The 23,075-nt window shown below is 37.1% G+C and carries 22 protein-coding genes and 2 pseudogenes; 3 read left to right on the top strand and 21 right to left on the bottom strand.

Translation table 11 applies throughout. The annotated features are described in order from the left end of the window. Nucleotides 1–58: 58 nt before the first annotated feature. The 6 genes and pseudogenes from AB3I27_RS04025 to AB3I27_RS04000 all read right to left on the bottom strand — a co-directional run bounded on the left by AB3I27_RS04025 (nt 59) and on the right by AB3I27_RS04000 (nt 4,584). Nucleotides 59–568, bottom strand: a complete 510-nt coding sequence (locus AB3I27_RS04025) for a QueT transporter family protein (RefSeq protein ID WP_002309800.1) — start codon at nt 566–568, stop codon at nt 59–61. A gap of 333 nt (nt 569–901) precedes the next feature. Next, on the bottom strand, nt 902–1,663 hold the full coding sequence (locus tag AB3I27_RS04020; RefSeq protein ID WP_002312393.1) for a 3-oxoacyl-ACP reductase: 762 nt from the start codon (nt 1,661–1,663) through the stop codon (nt 902–904). Next, a complete protein-coding gene (locus AB3I27_RS04015; protein WP_002290506.1) occupies nt 1,660–1,881 on the bottom strand; it encodes a DUF2829 domain-containing protein in 222 nt (73 codons plus the stop codon). The genes AB3I27_RS04020 and AB3I27_RS04015 overlap by 4 nt, the downstream gene beginning before the upstream one ends. A 19-nt stretch (nt 1,882–1,900) precedes the next feature. Further along, nucleotides 1,901–3,480: pseudogene (locus AB3I27_RS04010) on the bottom strand (helix-turn-helix domain-containing protein). Continuing rightward, complete coding sequence (locus AB3I27_RS04005) at nt 3,480–4,181, bottom strand: LrgB family protein (protein WP_002309803.1); 702 nt, start codon at nt 4,179–4,181, stop codon at nt 3,480–3,482. Before AB3I27_RS04005 ends, AB3I27_RS04010 begins: the two are co-directional and overlap by 1 nt. Then, on the bottom strand, nt 4,174–4,584 hold the full coding sequence (locus tag AB3I27_RS04000; RefSeq protein WP_002312390.1) for a CidA/LrgA family protein: 411 nt from the start codon (nt 4,582–4,584) through the stop codon (nt 4,174–4,176). Before AB3I27_RS04000 ends, AB3I27_RS04005 begins: the two co-directional genes overlap by 8 nt. A 326-nt stretch (nt 4,585–4,910) precedes the next feature. On the opposite strand from AB3I27_RS04000, the gene AB3I27_RS03995 reads away from it, so the two are divergent. Beyond that, complete coding sequence (locus AB3I27_RS03995) at nt 4,911–5,645, top strand: MIP/aquaporin family protein (protein ID WP_002290500.1); 735 nt, start codon at nt 4,911–4,913, stop codon at nt 5,643–5,645. A 92-nt stretch (nt 5,646–5,737) separates the two neighbouring features. On the opposite strand, the gene AB3I27_RS03990 is transcribed toward AB3I27_RS03995, so the two are convergent. From AB3I27_RS03990 to AB3I27_RS03940, 11 genes and pseudogenes are all read right to left on the bottom strand, one after another. Then, the gene (locus tag AB3I27_RS03990) at nt 5,738–7,036 is read right to left on the bottom strand and encodes a helix-turn-helix domain-containing protein (RefSeq protein WP_265328425.1); all 1,299 of its coding nucleotides are present in this window, start codon (nt 7,034–7,036) and stop codon (nt 5,738–5,740) included. Nucleotides 7,037–7,432: 396 nt separating this feature from the next. After that, nucleotides 7,433–8,560 carry a DUF916 and DUF3324 domain-containing protein gene (locus AB3I27_RS03985; RefSeq protein ID WP_235042691.1) on the bottom strand — a complete coding sequence of 376 codons (1,128 nt, stop codon included), beginning with the start codon at nt 8,558–8,560 and terminating at the stop codon, nt 7,433–7,435. A gap of 162 nt (nt 8,561–8,722) precedes the next feature. Continuing rightward, a complete protein-coding gene (locus tag AB3I27_RS03980) occupies nt 8,723–10,708 on the bottom strand; it encodes a MucBP domain-containing protein (RefSeq protein WP_368022909.1) in 1,986 nt (661 codons plus the stop codon). 146 nt (nt 10,709–10,854) lie between these two features. Beyond that, nucleotides 10,855–11,580, bottom strand: a complete 726-nt coding sequence (locus AB3I27_RS03975; RefSeq protein ID WP_025476944.1) for a WxL domain-containing protein — start codon at nt 11,578–11,580, stop codon at nt 10,855–10,857. A 549-nt stretch (nt 11,581–12,129) separates the two neighbouring features. Next, nucleotides 12,130–13,098, bottom strand: a complete 969-nt coding sequence (lacD, locus tag AB3I27_RS03970; RefSeq protein WP_368022908.1) for a tagatose-bisphosphate aldolase — start codon at nt 13,096–13,098, stop codon at nt 12,130–12,132. Nucleotides 13,099–13,110: 12 nt separating this feature from the next. Then, nucleotides 13,111–14,037, bottom strand: a complete 927-nt coding sequence (gene lacC, locus AB3I27_RS03965) for a tagatose-6-phosphate kinase (protein ID WP_235042676.1) — start codon at nt 14,035–14,037, stop codon at nt 13,111–13,113. Beyond that, the gene (gene lacB / locus AB3I27_RS03960; RefSeq protein WP_002329748.1) at nt 14,034–14,564 is read right to left on the bottom strand and encodes a galactose-6-phosphate isomerase subunit LacB; all 531 of its coding nucleotides are present in this window, start codon (nt 14,562–14,564) and stop codon (nt 14,034–14,036) included. Before lacB ends, lacC begins: the two co-directional genes overlap by 4 nt. Nucleotides 14,565–14,577: 13 nt before the next feature. Further along, entirely contained in the window at nt 14,578–15,006 is a 429-nt protein-coding gene (gene lacA, locus AB3I27_RS03955) for a galactose-6-phosphate isomerase subunit LacA (RefSeq protein ID WP_002312375.1), read from the bottom strand. 17 nt (nt 15,007–15,023) lie between these two features. Beyond that, nucleotides 15,024–16,427 (bottom strand): 6-phospho-beta-galactosidase, encoded by a 1,404-nt coding sequence (gene lacG, locus AB3I27_RS03950; protein ID WP_235042675.1) that lies wholly within the window; start codon nt 16,425–16,427, stop codon nt 15,024–15,026. Nucleotides 16,428–16,438: 11 nt separating this feature from the next. Then, nucleotides 16,439–18,100 (bottom strand): annotated as a pseudogene (locus tag AB3I27_RS03945) (PTS transporter subunit EIIC). A gap of 15 nt (nt 18,101–18,115) precedes the next feature. Next, nucleotides 18,116–18,427 carry a PTS lactose/cellobiose transporter subunit IIA gene (locus AB3I27_RS03940; RefSeq protein ID WP_002309816.1) on the bottom strand — a complete coding sequence of 104 codons (312 nt, stop codon included), beginning with the start codon at nt 18,425–18,427 and terminating at the stop codon, nt 18,116–18,118. Between the two features lie 174 nt (nt 18,428–18,601). On the opposite strand from AB3I27_RS03940, the gene AB3I27_RS03935 reads away from it, so the two are divergent. Continuing rightward, nucleotides 18,602–19,387, top strand: a complete 786-nt coding sequence (locus AB3I27_RS03935; RefSeq protein ID WP_002329750.1) for a DeoR/GlpR family DNA-binding transcription regulator — start codon at nt 18,602–18,604, stop codon at nt 19,385–19,387. A 147-nt stretch (nt 19,388–19,534) separates the two neighbouring features. Here AB3I27_RS03935 and AB3I27_RS03930 read toward each other — a convergent pair whose 3' ends face one another. The 3 genes from AB3I27_RS03930 to AB3I27_RS03920 all read right to left on the bottom strand — a co-directional run bounded on the left by AB3I27_RS03930 (nt 19,535) and on the right by AB3I27_RS03920 (nt 21,445). Further along, nucleotides 19,535–20,434, bottom strand: coding sequence for a metallophosphoesterase (locus AB3I27_RS03930; protein WP_002313946.1), 900 nt, complete (start codon nt 20,432–20,434; stop codon nt 19,535–19,537). Nucleotides 20,435–20,443: 9 nt separating this feature from the next. Then, nucleotides 20,444–20,800: an iron-sulfur cluster biosynthesis family protein gene (locus AB3I27_RS03925; RefSeq protein ID WP_002287910.1), complete on the bottom strand. Its 357-nt coding sequence runs from the start codon at nt 20,798–20,800 to the stop codon at nt 20,444–20,446. Between the two features lie 63 nt (nt 20,801–20,863). Next, on the bottom strand, nt 20,864–21,445 hold the full coding sequence (locus AB3I27_RS03920; protein WP_002312367.1) for a GNAT family N-acetyltransferase: 582 nt from the start codon (nt 21,443–21,445) through the stop codon (nt 20,864–20,866). Between the two features lie 229 nt (nt 21,446–21,674). On the opposite strand from AB3I27_RS03920, the gene AB3I27_RS03915 reads away from it, so the two are divergent. Further along, a complete protein-coding gene (locus tag AB3I27_RS03915) occupies nt 21,675–21,971 on the top strand; it encodes a hypothetical protein (protein ID WP_002290488.1) in 297 nt (98 codons plus the stop codon). 139 nt (nt 21,972–22,110) lie between these two features. Here AB3I27_RS03915 and AB3I27_RS03910 read toward each other — a convergent pair whose 3' ends face one another. Beyond that, nucleotides 22,111–23,064 carry a siderophore ABC transporter substrate-binding protein gene (locus tag AB3I27_RS03910; RefSeq protein ID WP_002309820.1) on the bottom strand — a complete coding sequence of 318 codons (954 nt, stop codon included), beginning with the start codon at nt 23,062–23,064 and terminating at the stop codon, nt 22,111–22,113. Between the last annotated feature and the right edge of the window lie 11 nt (nt 23,065–23,075).

Genomic DNA, 23,075 nt, shown 5'->3' with positions numbered 1-23,075 from the left:
GAAGAAGACTCAACATCCGGTCTCTTCCACGCTGCCATATTTTAATTTAAACAGATCTTTATTTTGTCAAATCTACTTTTTTACTGATCCAATAAATAATTATCCCACCGACAATCATTGATGCCAATTCTCCTAAAGCAATCACCCACCAATTCAAGAAAAAAGGTAGTTGATATAAAATCGTTAGCTGACCAGCTACTGTAAACATGGAAAAAGCGAATACGCATGCTGTCACAGCCATTTTGATTTTCATGTTTTTGATGCGACTAGTGATTTTATAGTTGATAAGCAATACAATCAGCGTGCTGACGCTTCCTACTACAACATCTATCAGTCCAAGAGGAGAAGCAATATTAGCCAAAGCTACTCCTGCTGTTACCGCAACGATGTATCTTTTGTTATACAAGGACAGATAGTTGAACATCTCCGAGAGACGAATCTGAATCACTCCAAAGCTAAAAACAGACAAAACCAGCGTCACTGCCACATATAAACCAGTGACTAGCGCCATCCAAGTCACATCTGTCGTTGTCCAGCGTTTGGCTGAACGGGTATTATTTTTTTCCATGTTCTATTTCTCCTTTGCAAGATAATTTTATCTTGGTAATGACTGCGACCAAAGGATGGGAAGAAAATTCCAACTGAAGTGCCGCAGAAGGTTGTGAAAAAGCTGCCCTGCAACAAGTAATAAGAACAGTCAAATAAAAATAGCTCCTCCTATTTTCCATTTGGTTGGACTTATTACCGCAGTTGCAAGCTTTTGAACACTGTTTATATTAGAAGGTTGTGAAAAAGCTGTCTGACATCAAATGCCGGGAACAATCATCGACTTTCTTTTATCATCAACCATTTGGTTCTCTCTTTATTTCTTATCATACAGAAGCTTGAAAAAAACACAAGGTTATTTTAGCAACCAGCCACCATCGATTGGAATAATCGTTCCTTGTATATAGCTTGCTTGAGGAGAGGCAAGAAATAATGTCAGCTCCGCTACTTCTTCCGGCTGTGCCCATCGCTTGACTGGTGTTTCATTTGCCACCCACTCTGCCATCTCACCTTTCCCTTCAAAATCAGCCGCATTCATCGGCGTTTGGATGGCTCCTGGAGCAATTCCTTTTACTCGGATCCCCTGCTCTGCGTAATCCAGAGCGAGTTGTTTGGTAAAACCGACGATTGCATGTTTGGCACTTGTATAAGCAATCCCACCTCCGCCAGCAACCAAACCCGCAATCGAAGCCATGTTGATGATTGTTCCGCTTTTTCGGCGGATCATATCAGGAAGGATGATGTTTGTTAGATGATACATGCTTTTCACATTCGTTTCATAAATCAGATCCCACAGCGATTCGTCAGTTTCCATCAAGGATTTGTATGCATCTAGTACCCCCGCAGTATTCAATAAAATTGTAACTTCACCAAAATGATTCTGGCATTTCGATACCGCTTGTTGGAGTTCCTTCCTCTGTCGGACATCCCCTAGTGCGTAGGCAAAAGTTTCAGGAAATCGAAAAGAAAGTTCTTCCATTTTTCCAAATTTTTGATCTAATCCAAAAACAAAGGCATCTTGTTCCAGAAAAGCTTGGGCTTGCGCGGCACCAATACCAGAAGCAGCTCCTGTAATAAATACGACCTGTTTAGCTAAATCTGGATAACGGTTTTTCATTCTACGATCGCCCAATCATCTGCTAAAATATCGCAAACTGTAGGAGCAAAGCTAGAAAAACCTTCATCACTTGTTTTGATCAATAAGTAAGGCGTCACCGGACAGCCATCAAATTCATCATCGGATACGAGAACAACATACAGCTCAAATCCACTCCATCCTTTACGAATAATCTTTGCACCTTTTTTCAATTCTGGTAAAATTTCTTCAAATGTCATCTTTATTCTCCTTTTTTTGTTATTGTTTTGATTGTTTTTGAATCATTTCAAATTTTTGAGATAGCTGAATGTAATCTATCAATTTTAATTCTTCGGTCACAATAAAATAGTCAAGATCCGCCCACGGTTTTCGATGAACTTTACTTGTTGAAATCAGAAGATCTACTTCTCTTCCCCGATAATCCGTTGGTAGAAAAATCAGCTGATAATCATTACGGAAAAACGTCCGTAACCCCTCCTCTAACAGTTGCTCTTCAAATAATGGAAAATCTGTCATCAAGAGGATCGTGATCTTTGGAAGCTGTGGAGTAAAGGCTCCTAATGTTTTAAACACAGTCAGATACCGTCCCATCAAAAACGCATGATTTTTAAACGCCAGATGATTAGGCTGTTTGTGTCTGCTTTCAAAAAAGCGTACTAACCATTGTTTTAATTCCTTGTTTTCAATGACTAAATGATTAATGAAGTCACTACTGTTTCCATCAATCGTTTCTTTTGCGTTAGGAAAAAGATAGGCGAAAAAATGACTACTGAACAAATAGTTTTCTGCCTCAAAGGTCAGATCTTCCGCTGGTAACTCCTGCTCTTCTTGATAAAGAGAAAGAGCTGCTTTTGCTTCAGAAAGAGCTGCAAAAGGCGGTGTTTCTGCTTGTTGATGGAAATCAAAAATTTTCTTCCGTATCTTAGGATCACTATAATATTCTTCACGCGTCATCAGAACAAGAAATAATGCGCCTAATTCGTCTTCTACTTGAAAATAATTAGGAAATACCGGCTCCATGACTTGGCAGAATCGCTGGAACAACAGATTGTCTGCGATCAGCCGTCTTTTTTTCTCATTCAATACCACATAATGCTTCTGTGATTTTCTTAAAAAAAAGGCACCTAGCATGTATTCCAAACGTCTTTTTTTGATTTCATTCAAACGAACGTTGAAAAAAGCCATGATATGTTCTGCCATATTCTTTACGTCCATTTGAGAAATCGTTTCAAACGGCCAGATTTTCCCTCGAAACAACTGCCAGAATGTCATATGCAAGTAAAGTCGAATGATTTCTTCTTCGCCTTGCGCGATATATGTACCTCGTTGCAGACGAATGCCATAAGTTTGCAGTTGCTGTTTCCATTTATTGATTTTTCGATGAGCAGTGGATTCACTAATGTAATGCTTTTGCGCAAATTGGTACATCGTGTGGAATTCTTCAAAAAAAATGTCGTGCAGCAGCTGGAATTTCAGCGTACTTTGCACGAGATAGATCAAAAAACGCTCATGTTCAATCGAATCGAGCGCATCATAAAAGTTATAACCAGAACGGTGATTTTTTGTAAACAAAGGGTGCGTCTTACCGCTAAACTGCTGATAGTTTTTAGACAGCTCGTTTAGGTATTTCGACACACTGCGGGCATCCAGCTGAACAACTTGCGCTAATTGTGCAGCAGTATGCCAAGCTTGATCCTCAAAACTTTCTAGGAGGAGAATCTTATAATATAGATCTTTATCAAATTGTTTAAGATACTCGGAAGACAAATACACGTCTTTCCCTCCTTTTTATGCTAGAACGTTTTGGTTATTGTAGCATAAAATAGTGGTTTTCGCATCAAAACAAGCCAGCAAAAGGCTGAAAGAATAACGGTAGCAACAAAACGGTCAATATCCCATTTACGCATATCGCAAGCCCTGAAATGATCCCTTCTACTTCGCCAATCTCGATTGCTTTTGCTGTACCGATAGCATGAGAAGTACTTCCTAACGCCACACCGCGAGCAACGGGACTTTCAATCTTGAATAAGCGGAAAATATGAGTAGCGATCAGCGAGCCAAAAATACCTGTAGAGACAACAATTGCAAGAGTCACGGCATTCACCCCGCCCATCGTATGAGACAAATCGACAGAAATAGCCGTCGTTACAGATTTCGGTAGTAATGAGATGACCATCTCTTTATGAAGAGAGAAAAAATAACCGATCCCTACACTAACCAAGCAATTTGCGACTATTCCTGCTAAAATCGCAGCCATTACAGGATAAAAATTTTCTTTCAGCAAACGGAAGTTTTTATAAAGCGGGATGGCAAGTGCCACTGTCGCAGGAGTAATCAGCATAGTCAAAAAATTGCCGCCGATATTATACTCTTTATAGCTGATGCCAGAAAAATGCAAAAATAAGATAATAACAACAATCGATAATACGAGAGGATTCAAAACAGGCAGTTTATATTTCCGCAAAAATTTGTCAGATAATACGTACACTCCTAAAGTCAAACTTAAGCCAAATAATGGATTCACAAAAAACTCAGTCAATTTGATTCTCCTCCATTTCGTTTACAGATACCCTGCTTGCTTTTTTCTTACGGACATAGCCTAGCAAAGCTTCTACCCCTTCTGCCGTTTTTCCCGCTGCGACCATCGTGACGATGGAACACACGACGACTGCCCCCAGTAAAATAGGCCATATCGAAGCGATATCATCGAAATATTCCAATAAACCTACACCAGCTGGAACAAATAAAATAGCTAGATTATTCAATAAAAAATCACCAGTTGCTCCGATTTTTTCAGGATCAACAAGATGCATTTCAAATGCTAAAAATAAAAAAAGAATACCTAAGATACTCCCAGGAATAGGTAAATGAGCAAAAATTCGGATACCTTCTCCTAATACAGAAAAGAAAATAATAATGAAAAACTCTTGAAAAAATTTCATCAAACAACACTCCTTACGTATAGCTTTCATTTTACTAACAAACCTTTTCTGAAAGTTTCAAAACATGCTGTTTCTAAGATACAATTTTTGAGAAAAAAAACGTTTTTTTTTTGGTATATTTATAGTTAAGCTTGGTGATTTGTGGAGAACTTTTAAAAAGAGTTGGAGTTTTGCTGTTGGTCTGGTTTCTTATACGTAATGGAAATCATTTTTTTATTCACATTTGTTAAGACTGCAGAAATCCTTCCGACACGAAACACTGCACCGAGGCTTTTCGTGTTGATGTTTCTTTTTTTTTTGCATTTTTATAACATTTGGAGGTATTTATGGATTACTCACTAATGACCCGTCTTGCGGCGGAAATGATTGGTACAGCATTACTAATCGTGCTAGGTAACGGTGCTGTAGCAAACGTAGATTTAAAAGGTACAAAAGGATATGGCAGCGACTGGATGCTGATTGCTGTCGGATATGGATTTGGGGTTATGATGCCGGCAATGATCTTTGGCGGAATCAGCGGTAACCACATCAACCCAGCATTTACGATCGCCTTAGCGTCTAACGGATTGTTCCCTTGGGCTGAAGTTGTTCCTTATATCATTGCACAATTGATTGGTGCAGCGATCGGACAATTGATCGTAGTGGCTTGTTACAAACCTTACTACGACCAAACAGAAGATGTAAACCATGTGTTAGGTACATTCTCAACAATCAACAGTGTTGGTTCTAAATTCAATGGTTTCGTCAATGAATTCTTTGGTTCATTCGTTTTATTCTTTGGAGCTTTAGGTATTACAAAAGCACCATTCTTCCAAGATAACCTTGGTACAGCTCACTTAGCACTTGGTTTCCTTGTATGGACATTAGTTGCTTCACTTGGTGGTCCTACAGGTCCTGGCCTGAACCCAGCTCGTGACTTTGCACCACGTCTTGTACACGCACTACTTCCATTGAAACATAAAGGTTCTTCTCAATGGGGATATGCATGGGTACCCGTTGTTGCACCTATCTGTGCTGGTGTCGTAGCAGTATTCTTATATAAATTATTATTTATGGCTTAATTAAAAGCTAAATAAAAAAACTTGGTACAGCGATTGCGTACCAAGTTTTTTTATTTTTAGAAAAAGCAGACGGACTTTCTAAAAGAAATTCACTATTCGATCCTGTCGATGATTTCTTCAGGAAAATCGTCTATTTGCTTGTCAATTTTGCTGTCTTTGTATTTCTCTTCTTGGATAGTCAACAAAATCTTTGTAAGGTTCCCCCAGTCTACTGCTCTTGGCGGATCAAGCCAAACCACTACTTGGGACACACTTTCTTCATATAAATTGTTTCTATTCGTGATTATAACATCCGGAAAATCAGACTTTCCAGCCTCTATCACTTCCGTATTCAGATTAATATACAAACTTAAATTTTTCTTGATAAATCGATTATAGGCAGCACCATAAGAAAAATCGATAATGATTTTTACTGGCTCAGAAACCAGTTGAACGGGTATGTGATTGATCAATAACAATAAATAACTGAAAAAAAGAAAAAATTTATCTTGAAGCAACTCTTTGTGTTTTGACATTAGATCATTCATATACTCTAACAGATAGCAATAAAATGTAGGATAGTTTTGATTAAAAAAAGAAATATCTAGTGGAAATTCATCCGATTTATTAAGGGTATAATGCAAAAGTTTAAAATGTATTTTGGTTAACTCGTTTTGGATCGATTTTCTCGTTTCTTTCGGTAACCGTTTAAACCGTTTTTCAAAACTTTCAATGAACCGCTCATTCAACCATTCGATTGTTTCATCTTCTTTTTTCCTCAAATACTTTTGATCTAACTTATCATGGAGATAAAGCCACGAGAGTGTCTTACAGATAAAAACAACTGATTCTGTCTCCAGTACTCCTTTTAGATAGAAAAATCCTATATCTGAGAAAAACAGCGGCTGATTGTTGGCAATATCTAAAGAATCTTCTTGTTCAGACAATAGATTGATTGCTAAAAAGTGGAATAATTTCTTTTTTTCATAAGCGGAAAGAGGATAATACCGATTTAAATTTTTTACCATTTTTTCTGTTTTTATAATTATAGGTAGCGAATACAACTTTTCAACACTTATTTCTGTTGAGTTAAAAAGATTATATAAAAAAAGGCGGATGTTTTTAGGATTTCCTGTCAACTTTCTCTTCTCAAAAAAAATTTGATACTTTTTTAGATTTCTTTTCAGCCCTTGCAATACTTTATAAGCCACAGAATAACTCACATGATGCTGTTCAGCAAAATTTTCTATTGAGATATATTTTTCCTGAAAGAAAGCCAATACCATTTTTATGGATAAAGAATCTGTTATATAGCGAGATAATAGGGCATTACTAGAACTTTTACCATTGATTTCCAAACATATCACCAATTCACTAACAGTTAGACGAAAGTTTTTCTCTAAATCGAACATTTGTAAATCATGTTTTAGCTTATCGATAGTTTTTTTCAAGAGAAATGTCGATAACGATAGTTTCTCTTGAATATCCGAGATTGATTCTGATAAATTTGAGCTTGCTTCTAAATATTTAAGTAATGAATAACTTCTATAATCTTCCTTGCTTAAAAAAAACTCATAATTCATTAGCGATCAGCTCTTTCTACGTATATTGCTGTTTCCATTCCTTCACTGCTACTATCCCTTCTTATTCGTATTTCCTACATCGTCCCAACTGTACGCTACACAAACTGGAGGATCCGTTTATTGACCATTCTTGCTGTTAGACCTATTATAATGATTATATCATTTACTTATAGGCATCTACGCTAATACAAAAGCGTTTTATACTATCGAAAAAGAACGTAAATATCACGCAATAAGGAAAATATTTATTATTTTGATCTTACTTTTCTTTCTCTTCTTTCTCAAAATAAACCAAAGGATAAGTATTAAAACGAACAACAAGAAAATCAGCGCTTCTAAGATGTAGATCCAATTATTGGCCTTTTTAATCGTCACATCCTTCGTATTCAATTCCTTGGCTTCTTTCTCGTCTATCATAAACGCTTTTTCAAATATCCATTGGTCGGTATAGTTGATGATGGTATTTTCTTTTTTTCTTGAGAATTTTCCGTTTTCATTTTCATTTCCTAGAATGGTCATTGTGAGATGATATTCGCCTGGAGTTAGTGGCTGACCATTCAAAGCTGTTGGAAAAGAAAAGTTTGTATTCGGCGCAATCTGCAATCCTTCTTTTTCCTCCTGATATAAAACTTCAGAATGCCCTTTTTTTGTAATTTTTGTTTCAATAACTACCTGATTGATATAGGTTTTTTGATCATTTTGAACGTTTGCTAAAATGACATTTCTTGCATTGATTTGATCAGGTTTAACTTCATGGAGAACTAAGTTAGGAGCAACTTCATTCAGTGTCTGTCGCATTAACAAGGCAACAGTATAGGCGTATTCATTCTCAATCGATAAGCTTTGATCCTTGTTTTCTGTTTGATCCTTTTCCGTCACAATTTCTTTGAATGTGATCCCACCGGCCAATACACCATCGAATCGATCTTTTGGCATCTTAGCATGAAAAACCACGGTTTGAACGCTTTTAGGTTCCAGTGTCACTGTCTCTGGATAACTCACATAGTCGATCAGATCAAAGATTAGACTTTCGTCTTTTTCAATCTCATTTTTTCCATATTCAACCATCACGTTTGAATTAGTCGTTGCGCTATTCACAGAAATGTCGATTTTCACTTCTTTTTCCGTATCATTTCTCAATTCTGCTTTTAATTCTACTTCCTGATCTGGAACAAGTTGGAGATCGAAATAAGTTTTTCTTTTATCGATTTGATTCTCCGAAGTTATTGGCGTCACCGAAAAATTGAATGCACTAGCTGTCACTGGTAAATGGTTAAAAAGTGTCCCTATAATAACTAGGAGTGTTACAAATAATTGCTGTTTTGGTTTCAAGTAAATCGCTCCTTTCATCATATGTAAGAAAAGATGGGAACAAAAGCGTGTCTCTGCCATTTTAAGCTGTGCAGGAAATAAGTATTTATGGTTCCTGTTGTCCTTGGTGCACCATGCTTTTGTCCTCATCTTCTCTTTTTATTAATTTTCTGGAACATCTGCAAGAATCCAGGATAGTTTCCCCTAAAATGTTCCAATCCTTTGATTTTCTACAGGAATATCTATTCTGATTCCATGTTGAGATGTAGAATCTAAAATAGCAGACAAATCACTTTCGCCTTTTTGGTCACTTTCAAAAATCGTAACAGCAGATGACCCTATAACCGTTGTCTCTTCAGAAGTAACAAACGAAAGAGCTTCCGGGAGTTCAAACGTTCCATTTGTAAGAACTTTTTCTTGTTTCAATTGTAATGTCCAACCTCCAGAAGCCCGTTCATCCATGATTTTCAATCCACCTGAGAACTGCCCAAATACACTTAATGGTTTATTGGATATTTTGTGTTGCCCAAAATCAACATACTGAGGAGCCGCTGAAAGATAAAGCTTTCCTTTTCTGTAATAAAAATAGATATCCGCTGTATTTTCGGAAAAGACACCTTCTGTATTCGCTGAATCAGAGTCAAAAACATATCCCTCAATATCAATAGGAAATTCTTTATAATTCTCTCCGATTTTTCCAGTGATTGTTTTCATTTCTGCGAGATCATTTTGACTCTCTTTCTCTTTATAGTAAACATGGACATCTATTTCCTTCAGCTTCGCAATCGTCAGACTTATATCATTTGACTGCTCAATTAACTTTGCATCCTCAAGATATTCAAAGTGCATAGTGAGTACCTTTTCGGGAATGACTTCTCGCAAATCTGTTTCCAACTCAATAATCAATGTATCTCCAAGAACAAAATAATCTCCTAGATTGAGTGTGACTCGGTTTCCTGTTATCAGGATATCTTTGGTATCAACTTGATTTCCGTTGATCAAGATACGCTCAGGAATATTTAATTCTTGTGCTAGGTCTATACTAGTCTCCAATTTCTTATCTTCAAGAAAATTCCCAGTAACTTTCAATGTATTTCTGATAGTTATCTTATCGTTTCTTTCAACTTCAGCGATGGCCCCATAATCACTATCATTGACTTTTACATCAGCTGTTGATGACACATTAGATGGAAGTTGCGTCATAGCAATAGCGTTTTCTTGAAAAAATGTACCTGTTGAAGAAGTAAATCCCCAATTTACTTGTGTAGAACCGAATTGACTGATGAGATCAGGTACAATGTGAGAAGAGCGTCCGACACCTTCCAGATCATAGGTGAGACTTCTTTGAGACGCGTCCCATTGAATGATTAATGTACGCCATGTACCATCAGAGAGAAAGGTAGGTGCTACTGTTACGCCAGTATGCTCTCCGGAATAATTGTTGTTATTTGGTTTAGGAGTGACAAAGGCGACATGCCCATGTCCCTTATTATCGGCAGTTATTTCACGATCCATTCGATCAGAAGAACCACTATTTTTATATGTGTCGAACTCAATCGAGAGTGCATTTGCGACATAAGGCTGTCCTGATCGAGTCGAATAAGAACCAATTCCCATACCTGGGGAACCGATAACTTGACTGGGATCATTAGCCATTCTAGAATCACCAGTCAATGTAAAAGTCATACCATCTCCTGCTTTATCTCGTTGATTTCCTAAATATAAATAACATTTAAATGTAAAATCTGAGCGTAAATCGATTTTATTGTTTGACCAAATAGCTCCTCTTTGAGACCTCTCTGCTGGATTCAGTTGCAATAGCTTCCCGTTTTCCAATATGGACGTGCTGGTACCGATAGGTTGTTGAAAAATCTTATCAATAGAAATAATATTGGGATCATTAGGCAGCCCCACTCGATAAGTCGGGGCATTCTCCAATGGCTGTTTGATTAACTCTTCAGATTCTTCTTTGTCAGTGGTCTCTTTACTGTCAGTAGTACTTAAATTCTCACTGCTTTCTTGGATCTGGCTGGATTCTGTTAAACGATCGAGTGTCGAAGCCTCTTTGCTTTCTTCGACTCTTCTATTATCACTGACCAACTGATTCGATTCCAAAGAATACCCTATAATCGGAAAGATATTAGTCGCTAATAGACTGCTTAAAATGAGCACGATCCTTCTCTTTTTCACTATATCTTTTCCTCCTGATCGTTGAATTCCCAGATGAACTGTTCCTGTCCAAACTAATATAGCTTGGCCTTTACCAACCTTTGTTTAGATTGTCTTCACAAAACCGTTTGACTACATGCTTATTTTCAACTGTTCTTGTAAGTAAACTAGTTATTGGGTGTATCTTCTAATGTCCAAATTAATTTAGTAGAATATTGTTGCGCTAACTTGACAGATGTACCAGGTACCGAAAGCTGTACCGCATCTTTATTTTCATTTTCATTCGCACCAAATCGATAGACCCAAGTCCCCACACCTGTTCCTGATTTAGCATTGATTGCTAACGTATTATTTCCTCCTGGTGTCAGCGTTAATTCAGAATTGACCGTTTCAGGTGTATATGTTGGATCAACCAAAGAAACAGCTTGCCCTTTCGTAAACTTCAGCTGTGCTCCAACTAGTTCGTCCCCACTGGCAGTTTTAAATTGTTCTGGTTGGGCTACACTTAATTTCCACCCAGATAGTGTTCCTCTTTTATCTGTCACTTGGACATATGTCGGTTTTTTAGAACCATCAGTCATTTCATCAGCAGATGCATAATACGTTTTATCTGCAGTAGAAATTTTTTGAGTCCCAAATTTGAATTTTGATCCATAGTCAATCGATAATGCTCCTCCTGTTCCAGGACTTGGAGGGTCTACTGGATCGACAGGGACGTTGGGATCAGGATCTTCCGGATCAACTGGAGGAGTTATTCCCTCATCTCCTGCTTCAAATGTGATTGTTCCGTCTGTGTTATATTCCTTTGGGTATACTTCAGCTGCAGAGACGAAAGTCGTACTTACTGCCATACTGAATAACATCGTTGCCACTAATATAGTTTCTTTTTTCATCATTGCCATTCCTCTTTCTTTTTTTAATAAATATACAATCGATCCATAGCACATGTTTGCTTTACGGAACTTATGAGAGAGAAGAATATCGTTCCGTATCTGCTCATATATGTCGATTAGTTGTTAGATGATTATCAGTCCGTTTTGATTCTTATTTTTCTATTGCCGCTTGATGCAATTAAAATTAGAACTGTAGCTGTCATAGTCTTTAAAATCATTTGTACATCTCACACCCCCATCCATCAAATATGACTTGACTGTCAAGACTGCAATCAATAGTTATTATAAGTAAATAAAAAATACATATTATATTATTTTTTGACAGTATCAGATAAAAAAAGAATAAACGCTTGCATCTAGTACTCCCTATGTTATGAATCGATCGATCAAATAAACATTCGCCAACTATTCTTCACAGCAAAAAAGCAGCATATCCACAATAAATGGATCTACTGCTCTTACTTATCCTTATAATTAACAGGGATTTTCTTTGTCGTTGATGATATTCCATCACTCCCGTAGTAATAACAGAAAAAATATTAGAACCTATTAAAATTCAATAGGTGTCGCGGTTTCCTTCAATACGGTATTTAAGCTTTCGATATTTGCTCGTCCTTGTGTATTCATCCATTCAATTGCTGCCTCTTTTCCATCAAGGACATAATGTTTGATTCCATCAGCCCAAGTGGCACGACCACAAAGAACACCGTTGAAAGTAGAACCGGCATGTTTTGCAAAATGTAAGGTTTCTTGGAACAATCCAGAGGTTACACCAGCACTCAAAAAAACGTAAGGCAGAGGAGTAGATTCAGCTTGTTCTTTGAAAAAAGCTGCTGCTTCTGATTTTGTATAAATAGCTTCATCTATCCCATACCCTTCGACATATTTCATATTGACTGGCACTTCTACTTTTAGTGCATCCACCCCGTAACGTGTTTTAGAGAATTCTTTCATCATTTCAATCACTTTATGGGGTTTTTCGCGTGCATATTTTTTCGATGTTGAATCAGGAATGGTTGCATCATAAGACAGCAATTCTAGAAAGAATGGTAACTTCTCTGCTTGGCACTCCAAACCAATTCGTTCAATAAAGGCGTGCTTTTGATGATTGATTTCTTCAGATTCATCAATATCATAATATAGCAGGGTTTTACATGCATCCGCACCAGCTTCTTTCAAGCGCTTGACTGACCAAGAAGCTAACAAATCTGGGAGGCGTCCAGGAGTGGAGGTATCATAGCCGGTTTTCTCATAAGCTAACAATAATCCTGAATTTTCGTTCTTTACATCAGCAGCAGGTAGCCCGTAGTCTGGATCTAATAAAATAGATAATGCATATTCCGTTAATTCAGAGGCAACGATTTTCTTAAATTCTACAATCTCTGTGTCTTCTGCTTCACTTCCCTTGAATTGAGCAATCATTTTCTTCAATGCACCACGTTGGTCGATTGCTAAAGCACCAATTATCCCCTCGCTACTACATAAGCGATTGATAAATCGTCGTTTTTCTTCATTCAAATTGATATCCTCCTAGACTTCTTTTATTTGCATCTGCTTAATTAATGTATGATAATTTACTAACTCAATATAACCCGTGGTTTCTTCTTGTGCATTTAGTATTCCCAGAGCATTTCCTTGCTTCAGCACCACATCAACTGATTTTTCTTTTTCAATAGCAACCGCTAAACCAGCTAACATTGCATCACCAGAACCTACAGGGTTTACGGCTTTGATTGAAGGAATCATCACATGATAGAATCGATTCGAATGTTTAGCAAATGCACCTTTTCTACCCATCGAGACTACAACCCAGTCAATACCAGCAAATAACGGATCCGATAAAGCTACTTTCAGTTTCTTCACATCTGTAGTGATAGGCTGATCTAATAACTCCGCTAGTTCTTGTATGTTTGGCTTAATCAAATACGGTTTAGACTCTCCTTTAAGTACTGTCATCAATGCTTCGCCAGAACAATCTAACATGACCGGCTTGGGTCTGCAGACTTGTATCATTTGCTGGTAAAAATCTATCGGAAGTCCTTGAGGCAAACTACCAGAAAAACAAATAACATCAGCTTTTACTGCCAATTTTCCTAAATGATTGAGAAAGTCAGAAGCCTCTTGTGTAGAAACAATTGGTCCACTTTCTAAGATTTCCGTCTGCTGACCTTCATGTAAAATAGCGATGCAATTTCGTGTTTCGCTTTTGATGGACAAAAATTCATGAAGGATATTATCTTGTGTTAACCTCTCTTTGATTTCTTCCCCTAAAACCCCACCAATTAATCCACTCGCCATCACTTCTGCATCTAATTGTTTCAAAATGCGTGTGACATTCAATCCTTTCCCACCGACTGTTTTTTTCACATTTTTCACACGATTGACTGCATCTAAACTAAATTCTGTTAATGGATAAGAAACATCGATTGAAGGATTCATCGTAATCGTTAGAATCATTGATTAGCCTCACAATCTTGGTATTCATCGCGATTCCATTTTTCGATAAATTCATCAAAAAAATTCGGATCAATTTGATACTCATTAGCTTTTTCGATTTGTTTGATTTTAGCAATCAGTTGCTGGTTCTCATCCGTTTCTTGATATTTTGCCTGAATGAAAGCATCAAGAATATCACAAATCAAAAATTCTCCAGTAATCCGAGCGCCAAACCCGATCACATTTGCATCCAATTGTTCTTTTGCATAGATAGCTGTTGTCATATCACGCACTAATGCGCTCCGAATACCTGGAACTTTGTTTACTGCATTATTGATTCCTACCCCGGTCCCACATAAACAGACCCCTAGATCTGCTTTTCCCATCACTACTGCTTCTCCTACTTTTTTTCCATAAATAGGATAATGAGTCCGTGTGAAATCATAGGTTCCTATGTCTAATACTTCATGTCCTTTTGCTTTCAAAAAATCTGATAGAGCCATTTTAGTATCTGTGACGATGTGGTCACAACCAATTGCGATTTTCATACTTTCTCCTTTTTTATGCCATTTTATTCAACATATCTACACGAACTTGATGTCTACCACCTGCGTAAGTTGCTTGTAAAAATTCCTTTACGATTGATAACGCTAACTCTTCTCCTACGATCTTCGACCCAAGAGCAATCATGCGAGAATTATTGTGCTCTCTAGTCATATAAGCGCTACGTTCGTCTGAAACTACTGCTGCAATCATCCCTTTGACTTTTGTTGCTGAGATGAAGCTTCCTACTCCGTAACCGTCTACTGTAATACCTAAACTTCCTTCATTATTCATTAGATCATTCGCGACGGCTAAAGCAGATGCTACAAAATCTTCAGAAGGTGTCTCACTTTTATCTGCTATCATAAATCCTTTTTCGATTAGATCTTTCTTGATCACTTCTTTCAGTTGCATTCCATCTTTATCCGAACCGATTACTATACGCATCTTCTTACCTCTCTTCCTTATTCAAGCAATTTGCTGTTGCTGATTTTCTTATACCAATAGGCACTTTTTTTCGCATATCGATTTTGATTTTTAAAATCGACATAAAATAAACCATAGCGTTTCTTATAGCCATTTGTCCATGAAAACACGTCCATCAATGACCATACAAAGTAACCTTCTACATTTACCCCGCGCTCAATAGCTTTTAAAATGGTTTTCAAATGTACGAAAATATAAGCGATTCGAGAATCATCTTGCACTTGCTTGTCACATAACACATCTTTTTCGCCCATTCCATTTTCTGTTACATAGATTTTTTTATAGTTTGGATACCGTTCCTTGATAAAGACCAACATATCCTCTAGCCCTTGCGGATAAATTGGCCAATCCCAGTCTGTTGTTGGAACTTCAGGGTTATTGACTCTTTCTCCAACCCCTTTCAATGCAAAACGACTACTTCCTTTTTCTCCCGTACCGTTGTGATGGATAGTAGATTCACCAATATAAGCTTTTACGAAATGGCTAGCATAATAATTGACTCCAATAAAATCAATTTGATCAGCTGCATAAGCTAACATCTCAAATTCTTCACGTGTAGTCTTCAACACTCCTTTATTTTCGCGAAGAATTTCTTCAATGTTCTCCAAAGTATCTTCAGCGTAATGTCCCCTATAAGTAGCATCTAATAAAAATTGATTTGCTAAAATATGTTCTTTTCTTGCAGAACGTGTATCTTCAAGATGATTAGTGATACCATATTTTGATTCCAAGATGTGGACAATACCGATTTCTCCTAGGTACTCCGCCTTTTTATACTTTTCAACTACTTTTGCATGAGCAACCATCATGTTATGCATAGCTTGGATTGCTTTTGGAAGATCGTATTTTATATTCGGTGGAAAATGACCAATAATGTATTGACCAGCTACTACAGACCAAGGCTCATTGAACGTGATCCAATAATTTACTTTGTTCCCATATTCTTTGAAACAAAACTCCGCAAAATCAACATAAGCAATAATCGTTTTTTGAGAAAGCCAATCGCCCTTTTCGAACAAAGATAAAGGGGTGTCAAAGTGATGCAAGGTAACAAAGGGTTCCACTCCATTAGCTATACATTCATCAATCAATTTGTGATAAAACTGGACACCGGATGGATCAAATTTTCCGACACCTGAAGGAAATATCCGTGACCAAGCAATAGAAATACGAAGACCATTGATACCGAATGTACGGCATAATTCTAGATCTTCTGGGTATTTATGATAAAAATCACTTGCTAGACTTGGATCAAACATACCTTGCTCTTTTAAATAATCATCCCAATAATTCTTCCCTCGATTTCCTTCTAATAGTGCACCTTCTGCTTGAAAAGCAGCTGTCGCAGCACCAAAAACAAAATGTTCCGGAAACTTATTCATTCTTTACCTCCTTAAATTAAATTCTTAAAAACAAAATCTACTGCTTGATTCGGCGCTTTCGCTAAAGCCACATACTCCGCTCCACTAGTAGAAACAGCTTTTGTTTTGTAATTTTTTACATCTTCTTCCAATTCTTTAAACATTGAAGCCATTTGTGGAGCTAAAACGATCAAATCAAATTCATTGATTAAATCTTTGTGTTGCCCATAAGCCATTGCTGTAGATTCAATATCGATAGCTCGAGCTTTAGCACCTTTTTTGATTGCATTAGCCAACATAGAACTTGTTGCACCATTTGCACATAGAACCAATACATTTTTTTGACCACCTTCTTCCATTAACCCTGTAGTCACTTGTTCAGCTATAGGAGGTTCTTCTGTAAAAATCGGTTCAGCCTTTACTTCCTCAAGGGTTTCTTTTGCCACTAATTCATTGTCATATGCTTTGAAAAATGGAAAATATATTAAAAAATCAACGATCAGTAATAGTATGACTAATAAAACTGCTAATCCAGCAAATCCTGTTCCTAAAATCAAACCAATTGGTCCAGGCGTTGTCCATGGCAAATTATAAATAAATCCATCCATCCCTAAAGTATCAACGAAAAACTTAAAAATCCACACATTTAAGATTGGCGCAGTCACAAAAGGAATAAAGAAAATCGGGTTCAAAACAACTGGTGCACCAAATAGGATCGGTTCATTCACACCAAATAACACAGGGATAGCAGAAGCACGACCAATCGTTTTCATTTGCTTCGACTTTGCCAAAAAAGCAAACATGAATGTTAGGATAAGCGTAGCCCCTGTACCACCTAAAGTAGCGACAAAATATTGGATCCCTTGAGAAAGAATCCGTGGTGCATGTTCACCACTTTGATAGAGCTGAAGATTCGCTTCAACATTTGTAATATAGATTGCCGCAACTGCAGGTTCTACGATAGAAGGTCCGTGGATACCGACAAACCAGAAAAAAGCCATTGCCCCAAAAATCAATGCCAGTCCTAAATATCCATCTGCAGCACTAAAAATTGGCTGGAACAATTCAATAATCTTTTCTGAGAATCCTGTTCCTGCTAAATGCCTGAACCCTAAGTCGAATAACCAAAAAAAGACAGTTGCTAACGTGATTGGGATAAGATCTTTGAATGTCTGCGAAATATTCCCTGGAACTTCTTCAGGCATTTTTACAGTGATATTGTTTTTGACACAGAAACGATAGACGTTTGGGACAATAAATCCGACTACAAAAGCTGTCAACAATCCTTTTGTTCCCATAAAATCAGAAGAGAAACCGCCTTCAATCGCATCCACGCCAATAATCACAAATCCAATAAATGCTGCGATCATCGTTGAAGTAGGATTGATTTGATTGGTTTTAGGTAGTTTATTATTAAAAGTCTCCGTCAAACTTTTTGTCACAGTAGCTGCCATAAGCAAACCTAGAATACCCATTGATCCGTTGTAAGCCTTCATTAGAATCGTTTCGATTGATGTATCCTAATGGAAACCGAAAGCATTTGGAACATAAGCAGCTAACAAAAAGAAACTTGAAAAAAGAATCACTGGTATAAGGCTGATAAAGCCATCTCTAATCGCTCTCAAGTAAGGATTATTCGAAATCTTTTCAAAATGAGGTTTCATCTTTTCGATTGTTTGTATCAGCTGTTTCATACTGCTTCTGCCCCCTTACGCTTTTTTGTAGATATTGAATAAATGTCTGATCGTATCTTTCAACAACATCGTCGTCATCAAGTGATCTTGTGCATGGACCATGATAAAACCGATTTCGACTGATTCACCGTTTGCTTCAGCTGCTAACATTTGTGTTTGAGATTTATGTGCCTGCATCAAACTGGTATGAGCTTCTTCTACTAGCCGCTCTGCTTGCTCAAAATTTTTCTTTTCCGCTTCTTCAAGCGCTTCCATTAATTTGGATCGTGCTTCTCCTGCAAATGCAACTACTTCAAATCCAATCATTGCTGCTTCTTCTTTATTCATCGACTTCTCCTTTTTGTTTATTTTTGTTTGTTTTTGTTTCTTCCAAACATATCATAAAAGAAGAATCCATTCCTGTCAATAGCAGATTTACTGTTTAAAATTGACTTTATTTTCAAAATATAATATGTTTAATTCGGACATAAAAGAAGGACTTGAACGAGGGGCAAGAAAAAAATGATAAAAGAAGAACGTCAAAAGTATTTGATGGATTTATTGAGCCAATATAAATTCTTAAAAGTAAGAGACATCGTCAATGAACTTAAAATAACTGACATGACTGTTCGCAGAGACTTTCAAGAATTAGAAGATAAAGGACTGATCATTCGTGTACATGGCGGTGCAAGAATTATTGAAGACAATAAGAACGATATACTTACTGAGCTAAGCCATCGAGAAAAACAACATATCCATCTCAATGAAAAATTGGAGATTGCAAAGATCATTGCTGAGAATATATTCGAAGACGAGACTGTTTTTTTGGGTGCAGGTACAACCATCGAACTGGTCTATGAGTTTTTAACCGTGAACCATGCCAAGATTATCACGAATTCCATACATGTATTCGACAAATTCAAACATGATTCAAGATTTGAATTGATTTTGATTGGCGGTTCTTATCGGAGTAAAACAGGTGCATTTGTGGGGACGATTGCAAATGATTTTATTTCTGGAATCCATGTGATGAAAAGCTTTATCGGAGTAAATGGATTAGATACATCTGCTATCTATACTTCAAATGAAGACGAAGGATTAACTCAAAAATGTGCGTTGAATATTGCTGAACAGAGATTTATTGTTGCTGATCACCACAAAATAAATAAAAAAGATTTTTACAGTTTTTATTCTTTAAAAGACGCTGACTACCTAATCACTGACTCAATGATTACTGCGGAAGATCAAGAAATATTTGGAAAGAAGATCCCTATATTATCTTCTAAGGTACGACTTGATTTATCTTGAATAGAATGAGTTTTCCACTATTGCTTTCTCTCATGATGCCATAGATATAGAAAAACAAAAAAACTTGGTACAACATTCGTGTACCAAGTTTTTTTGTTTTTCTAGAATGGTTTATCGATCAATCATACACAGGTGTAACTGTTTCTTTCAATACGAAATGATCGTCATCGCTTGTTCAAATTCTTCTTGCAAATGTTGTGTTTGATAGGCATGAAAAGCTGGGTGATGGGCACGCAAGAGTACACGTAATTTCATAGGATCATAGCTGTCTAACAACTGTTCTTTCAAAACAAAATCACGAGTCAGTTGCCATTCATAATAATAACCGAATGGTCGACAACTATAAATTGCTCCATGGATCAACTGATCTTCGAACCGCCGATGCGTATGACCAAAAACTACTTGTTTGATATTTGAGTAATGGTCTAGTAATTTTCCGAATGATTCTGATCCTAAAAACGCATTTAATTTGTTCCAACGCTCATAAGGAGCAGATTGATACACGATAAATGCTCGTTTAGGAACGAAATGAGTGGATAGAATGACCTCAAGTTTTTTTGCTTCCAACTGGTCTAGCAAATTTTTTGCAGCTGCAAGCATTTCTGCATTGACCTCGAGATCTGTTTTCCCACGCTGGATAAACCGATCATACCAATACAAACGTTTCATTCGTACGATTGCATCGTAATCTTTCAATTCAGAAAACTGATAGTCGTACCAGCCATTCATCCCTAAAAGAACGGTCTGCTCATTTAAAGCAATATACCGTTCATTTAAAAAATGTGGGTCTGGAAAATGGTCCATCATCTGTTCATTGGGCACATCTGCCAACTCGTGATTGCCGAAATGAAAGGTCGTAGATAATCCTTTATTGACGAAAAATTCGACAACAGCTAGGCAACGATCTACTTTATTGGCCGTATCTCCGGCTAGATGAAGCCGAGTGATCTTGTGCTTTTGCAAAACTTGCCAAAGCTGCCTCAGCTCTGATTCGCCGAATTTATTGATGTCCACATGTAAGTCGCTGATGATCGCCAATTTTCCCATTTTATCCCTCTAGTCTTTTCGAACAACTTGCAAGTTGCCTTTTCTCAAGCCGCTGGGTCCTTTTAATTGTAAACTATTATAAGTTGGTTCTAAAGCAAGTGTTGATGGATCATCCATGTAAAGTATTGCACTGTCTTTGATTTTGATTGGTCCAACTGGTGTATCAGCCACTACAGAATAAAGACTTAGATCTGTTTGTGTATCTTTTTTGACAATGATCAATCGAAATGCCGTGTCTAATTGGCAACTGACTTGGCTTTCTGCAAATGGACCGTCGCCGTTTTCGATATCTAATAACAGTTGATCATCTGCTTCTAATTTATTTTTCAATACTTCTTGTGCTTCTTTTGTCACTTCTAATTTCATCTGTATCACCTCACGTCATAGAATAATCACTTTATTCATCAGATGCAACTAATTTGTCTGGTTTTAGCTGTTTTCTGTTTGTTGGAGAGCCAACCATTCGGACCTTGTGATTCCTCTTATCACTAAAGAAACCACTTCACCATTTCTTCGCTCAGCATCTGAGATCAATCCTTCTTTTTTCATATGTAACTTCTCCATTACCCGTCCCGAATTGGAATTTCTCACGTCATGGGTAGCAAAGATCCTTACAAGATCTAATTGTTCGAAACCTAGTTTCAGCAAAGCAGCGGTAGCTTCAGGCATATAGCCATTACCCCAATAGGCAGAATTTAGCGCATAACCAATTTCGGCAGTCCCATTATGGTCATTCACACGGATATCTGTCGTTCCGATCAGTTTACCTGATTTTTTTAGTTCTATACCATATTTTCCTAAAGGGTCCTTTATAAAGGATGTAGCAATATTTGCTCTTGTTTCAGCTAATGATTGGTTTGCGGGAAAGAGGAACCGTGTCGTTACCTCATCACTTGCATATTCATATACATCCTCTGTATCTGCTAAAGTGACGGGTCGTAAAATAAGTCGTTCTGTTTCTATCCATTGATTTTCTGCCAGTACAAGGTCTGTTTTAATTTCTTCTCCCATCTAAATCCGCTTCTTTCGTTATTTTTTCTCTACTATAGCGAAGCAGGCCCCAAAAAGCAACCTGTTATTTGTCCAACCTTATCCATTCCTTAAATAACAAAATATATTCTAAAAAATAAACATCCCTTAATAACTATTGGAAAAAGAATAACTTTTTGTTCACGGATTATTAACAACTCTTCGGTAAAGTAAACTTATCAAATAAAAAGACTTCTTTGGAGGAATCACTATGAAAGAATATATAAAAAGTATCTATTTTATCGAAGAAACACAAAACATCGAGGGTTCTTATATTGAAGTAAAAACACTTTTTGTCAATGAAGATAAAACAAAAGCATTGGATATCTATAAAAAATTAGCTGCAAAACAAACGAATAGTTTTGGATTGATATTAAGCGAGTATAAGATCAAAGCAGAAGAAAGTTATTTCTATCAATTATTAAAACGTTGGAGTAAGCTTCCCGCCGATTTTTATCGAAAAATGCAGATCATCAACTATCAACCGCTTGCTGAGACACATGCGTGAATAGAGGTTATGAAATCAGCGCTCTGACCTTAGTATTAAAGAAAAAAGATTGCCCAAACACATAAAAATCGACCTCTAAAAATTAGCTGGAAAATCTAACTTTTAGAGGTCGGTTCAATTTTTTCGATTATTATTGATTCTACTTAAATGCTTGATCCACATCTTCAATCATCAGTTTCATTGATTCTAAACCGCCCCCGCTTAAATACCAGACATCTGGTTCAAGGGAGATGATCTGCTGATTTTTACCAGCATTCGTTTGTGCTACCAGTTCATTGGCAGAAATATCATCTTTGCTATCGTCTCCACCGATAGCTTTTGTTCGGTCTACCACAAATAAGATATCCGGATTTTTTTCTAGCACATATTCATAAGAAACACTTTGACCGTGAGTGGATGCTTCGATTTGATCATCCGCTTGTTCAAAGCCAAATAAATCATGGATGAAACCAAATCTAGAACCTGATCCATAGGCTGATAATTGCCCTTCATTCACAAGTGTGACTAGTGCTTTTTTGTCAGACGCTTCTGCTTTCTTTTTCGTCTGATCGATTGCATTGGATAATTCCTCTAATTGAGTTTTGGCTTCTTCTTGCTTGCCAAAGATCTCCCCTAAAGTAGTGACATTTTGCTGGAAAGATTCCCATGGCTTTTTCGCATCTAAAGAAAGGAAAATGGTCGGAGCGATTTGACTTAGATCTTTTTGAAAATCTCTTTGCCGACCAGAAATGATGATCAGATCTGGCTGAAGTTGATTGATTTTTTCTAAGTCTGGTTCTTTGATCCCACCTGCTGATTCCACTTTTTTATAGGAGGAAAGATACTCAGGAAGGCTGCTCGTAGCTGCTCCAACTACCTTATCTCCAACACCAAGAGCATCCATCGTATCTAAAGAACCATTATCGAATACGACGACTTTTTCAGAATTCTTTGGCACCTCGATTTGATCACCATTACTGTCTTTTATCGTTAATGCCGTTTCAGCTTGCGTACTGCTTTTCTTTGTGTCTGCCTGACTGGTATTGTTACTATTTCCACATGCTGCTAAACCAAATGATGCTAGAATCAAGATACCTACTACTAATTTTTTCATCTCTTCTCTCC

This window comes from Enterococcus sp. C46, assembly GCF_040887565.1.
In the GTDB taxonomy this organism is placed as follows: domain Bacteria; phylum Bacillota; class Bacilli; order Lactobacillales; family Enterococcaceae; genus Enterococcus_B; species Enterococcus_B lactis.
The sequence above is the reverse complement of the archived record's forward strand: the minus strand, read 5'-3'. Positions and strand labels throughout refer to the sequence as shown.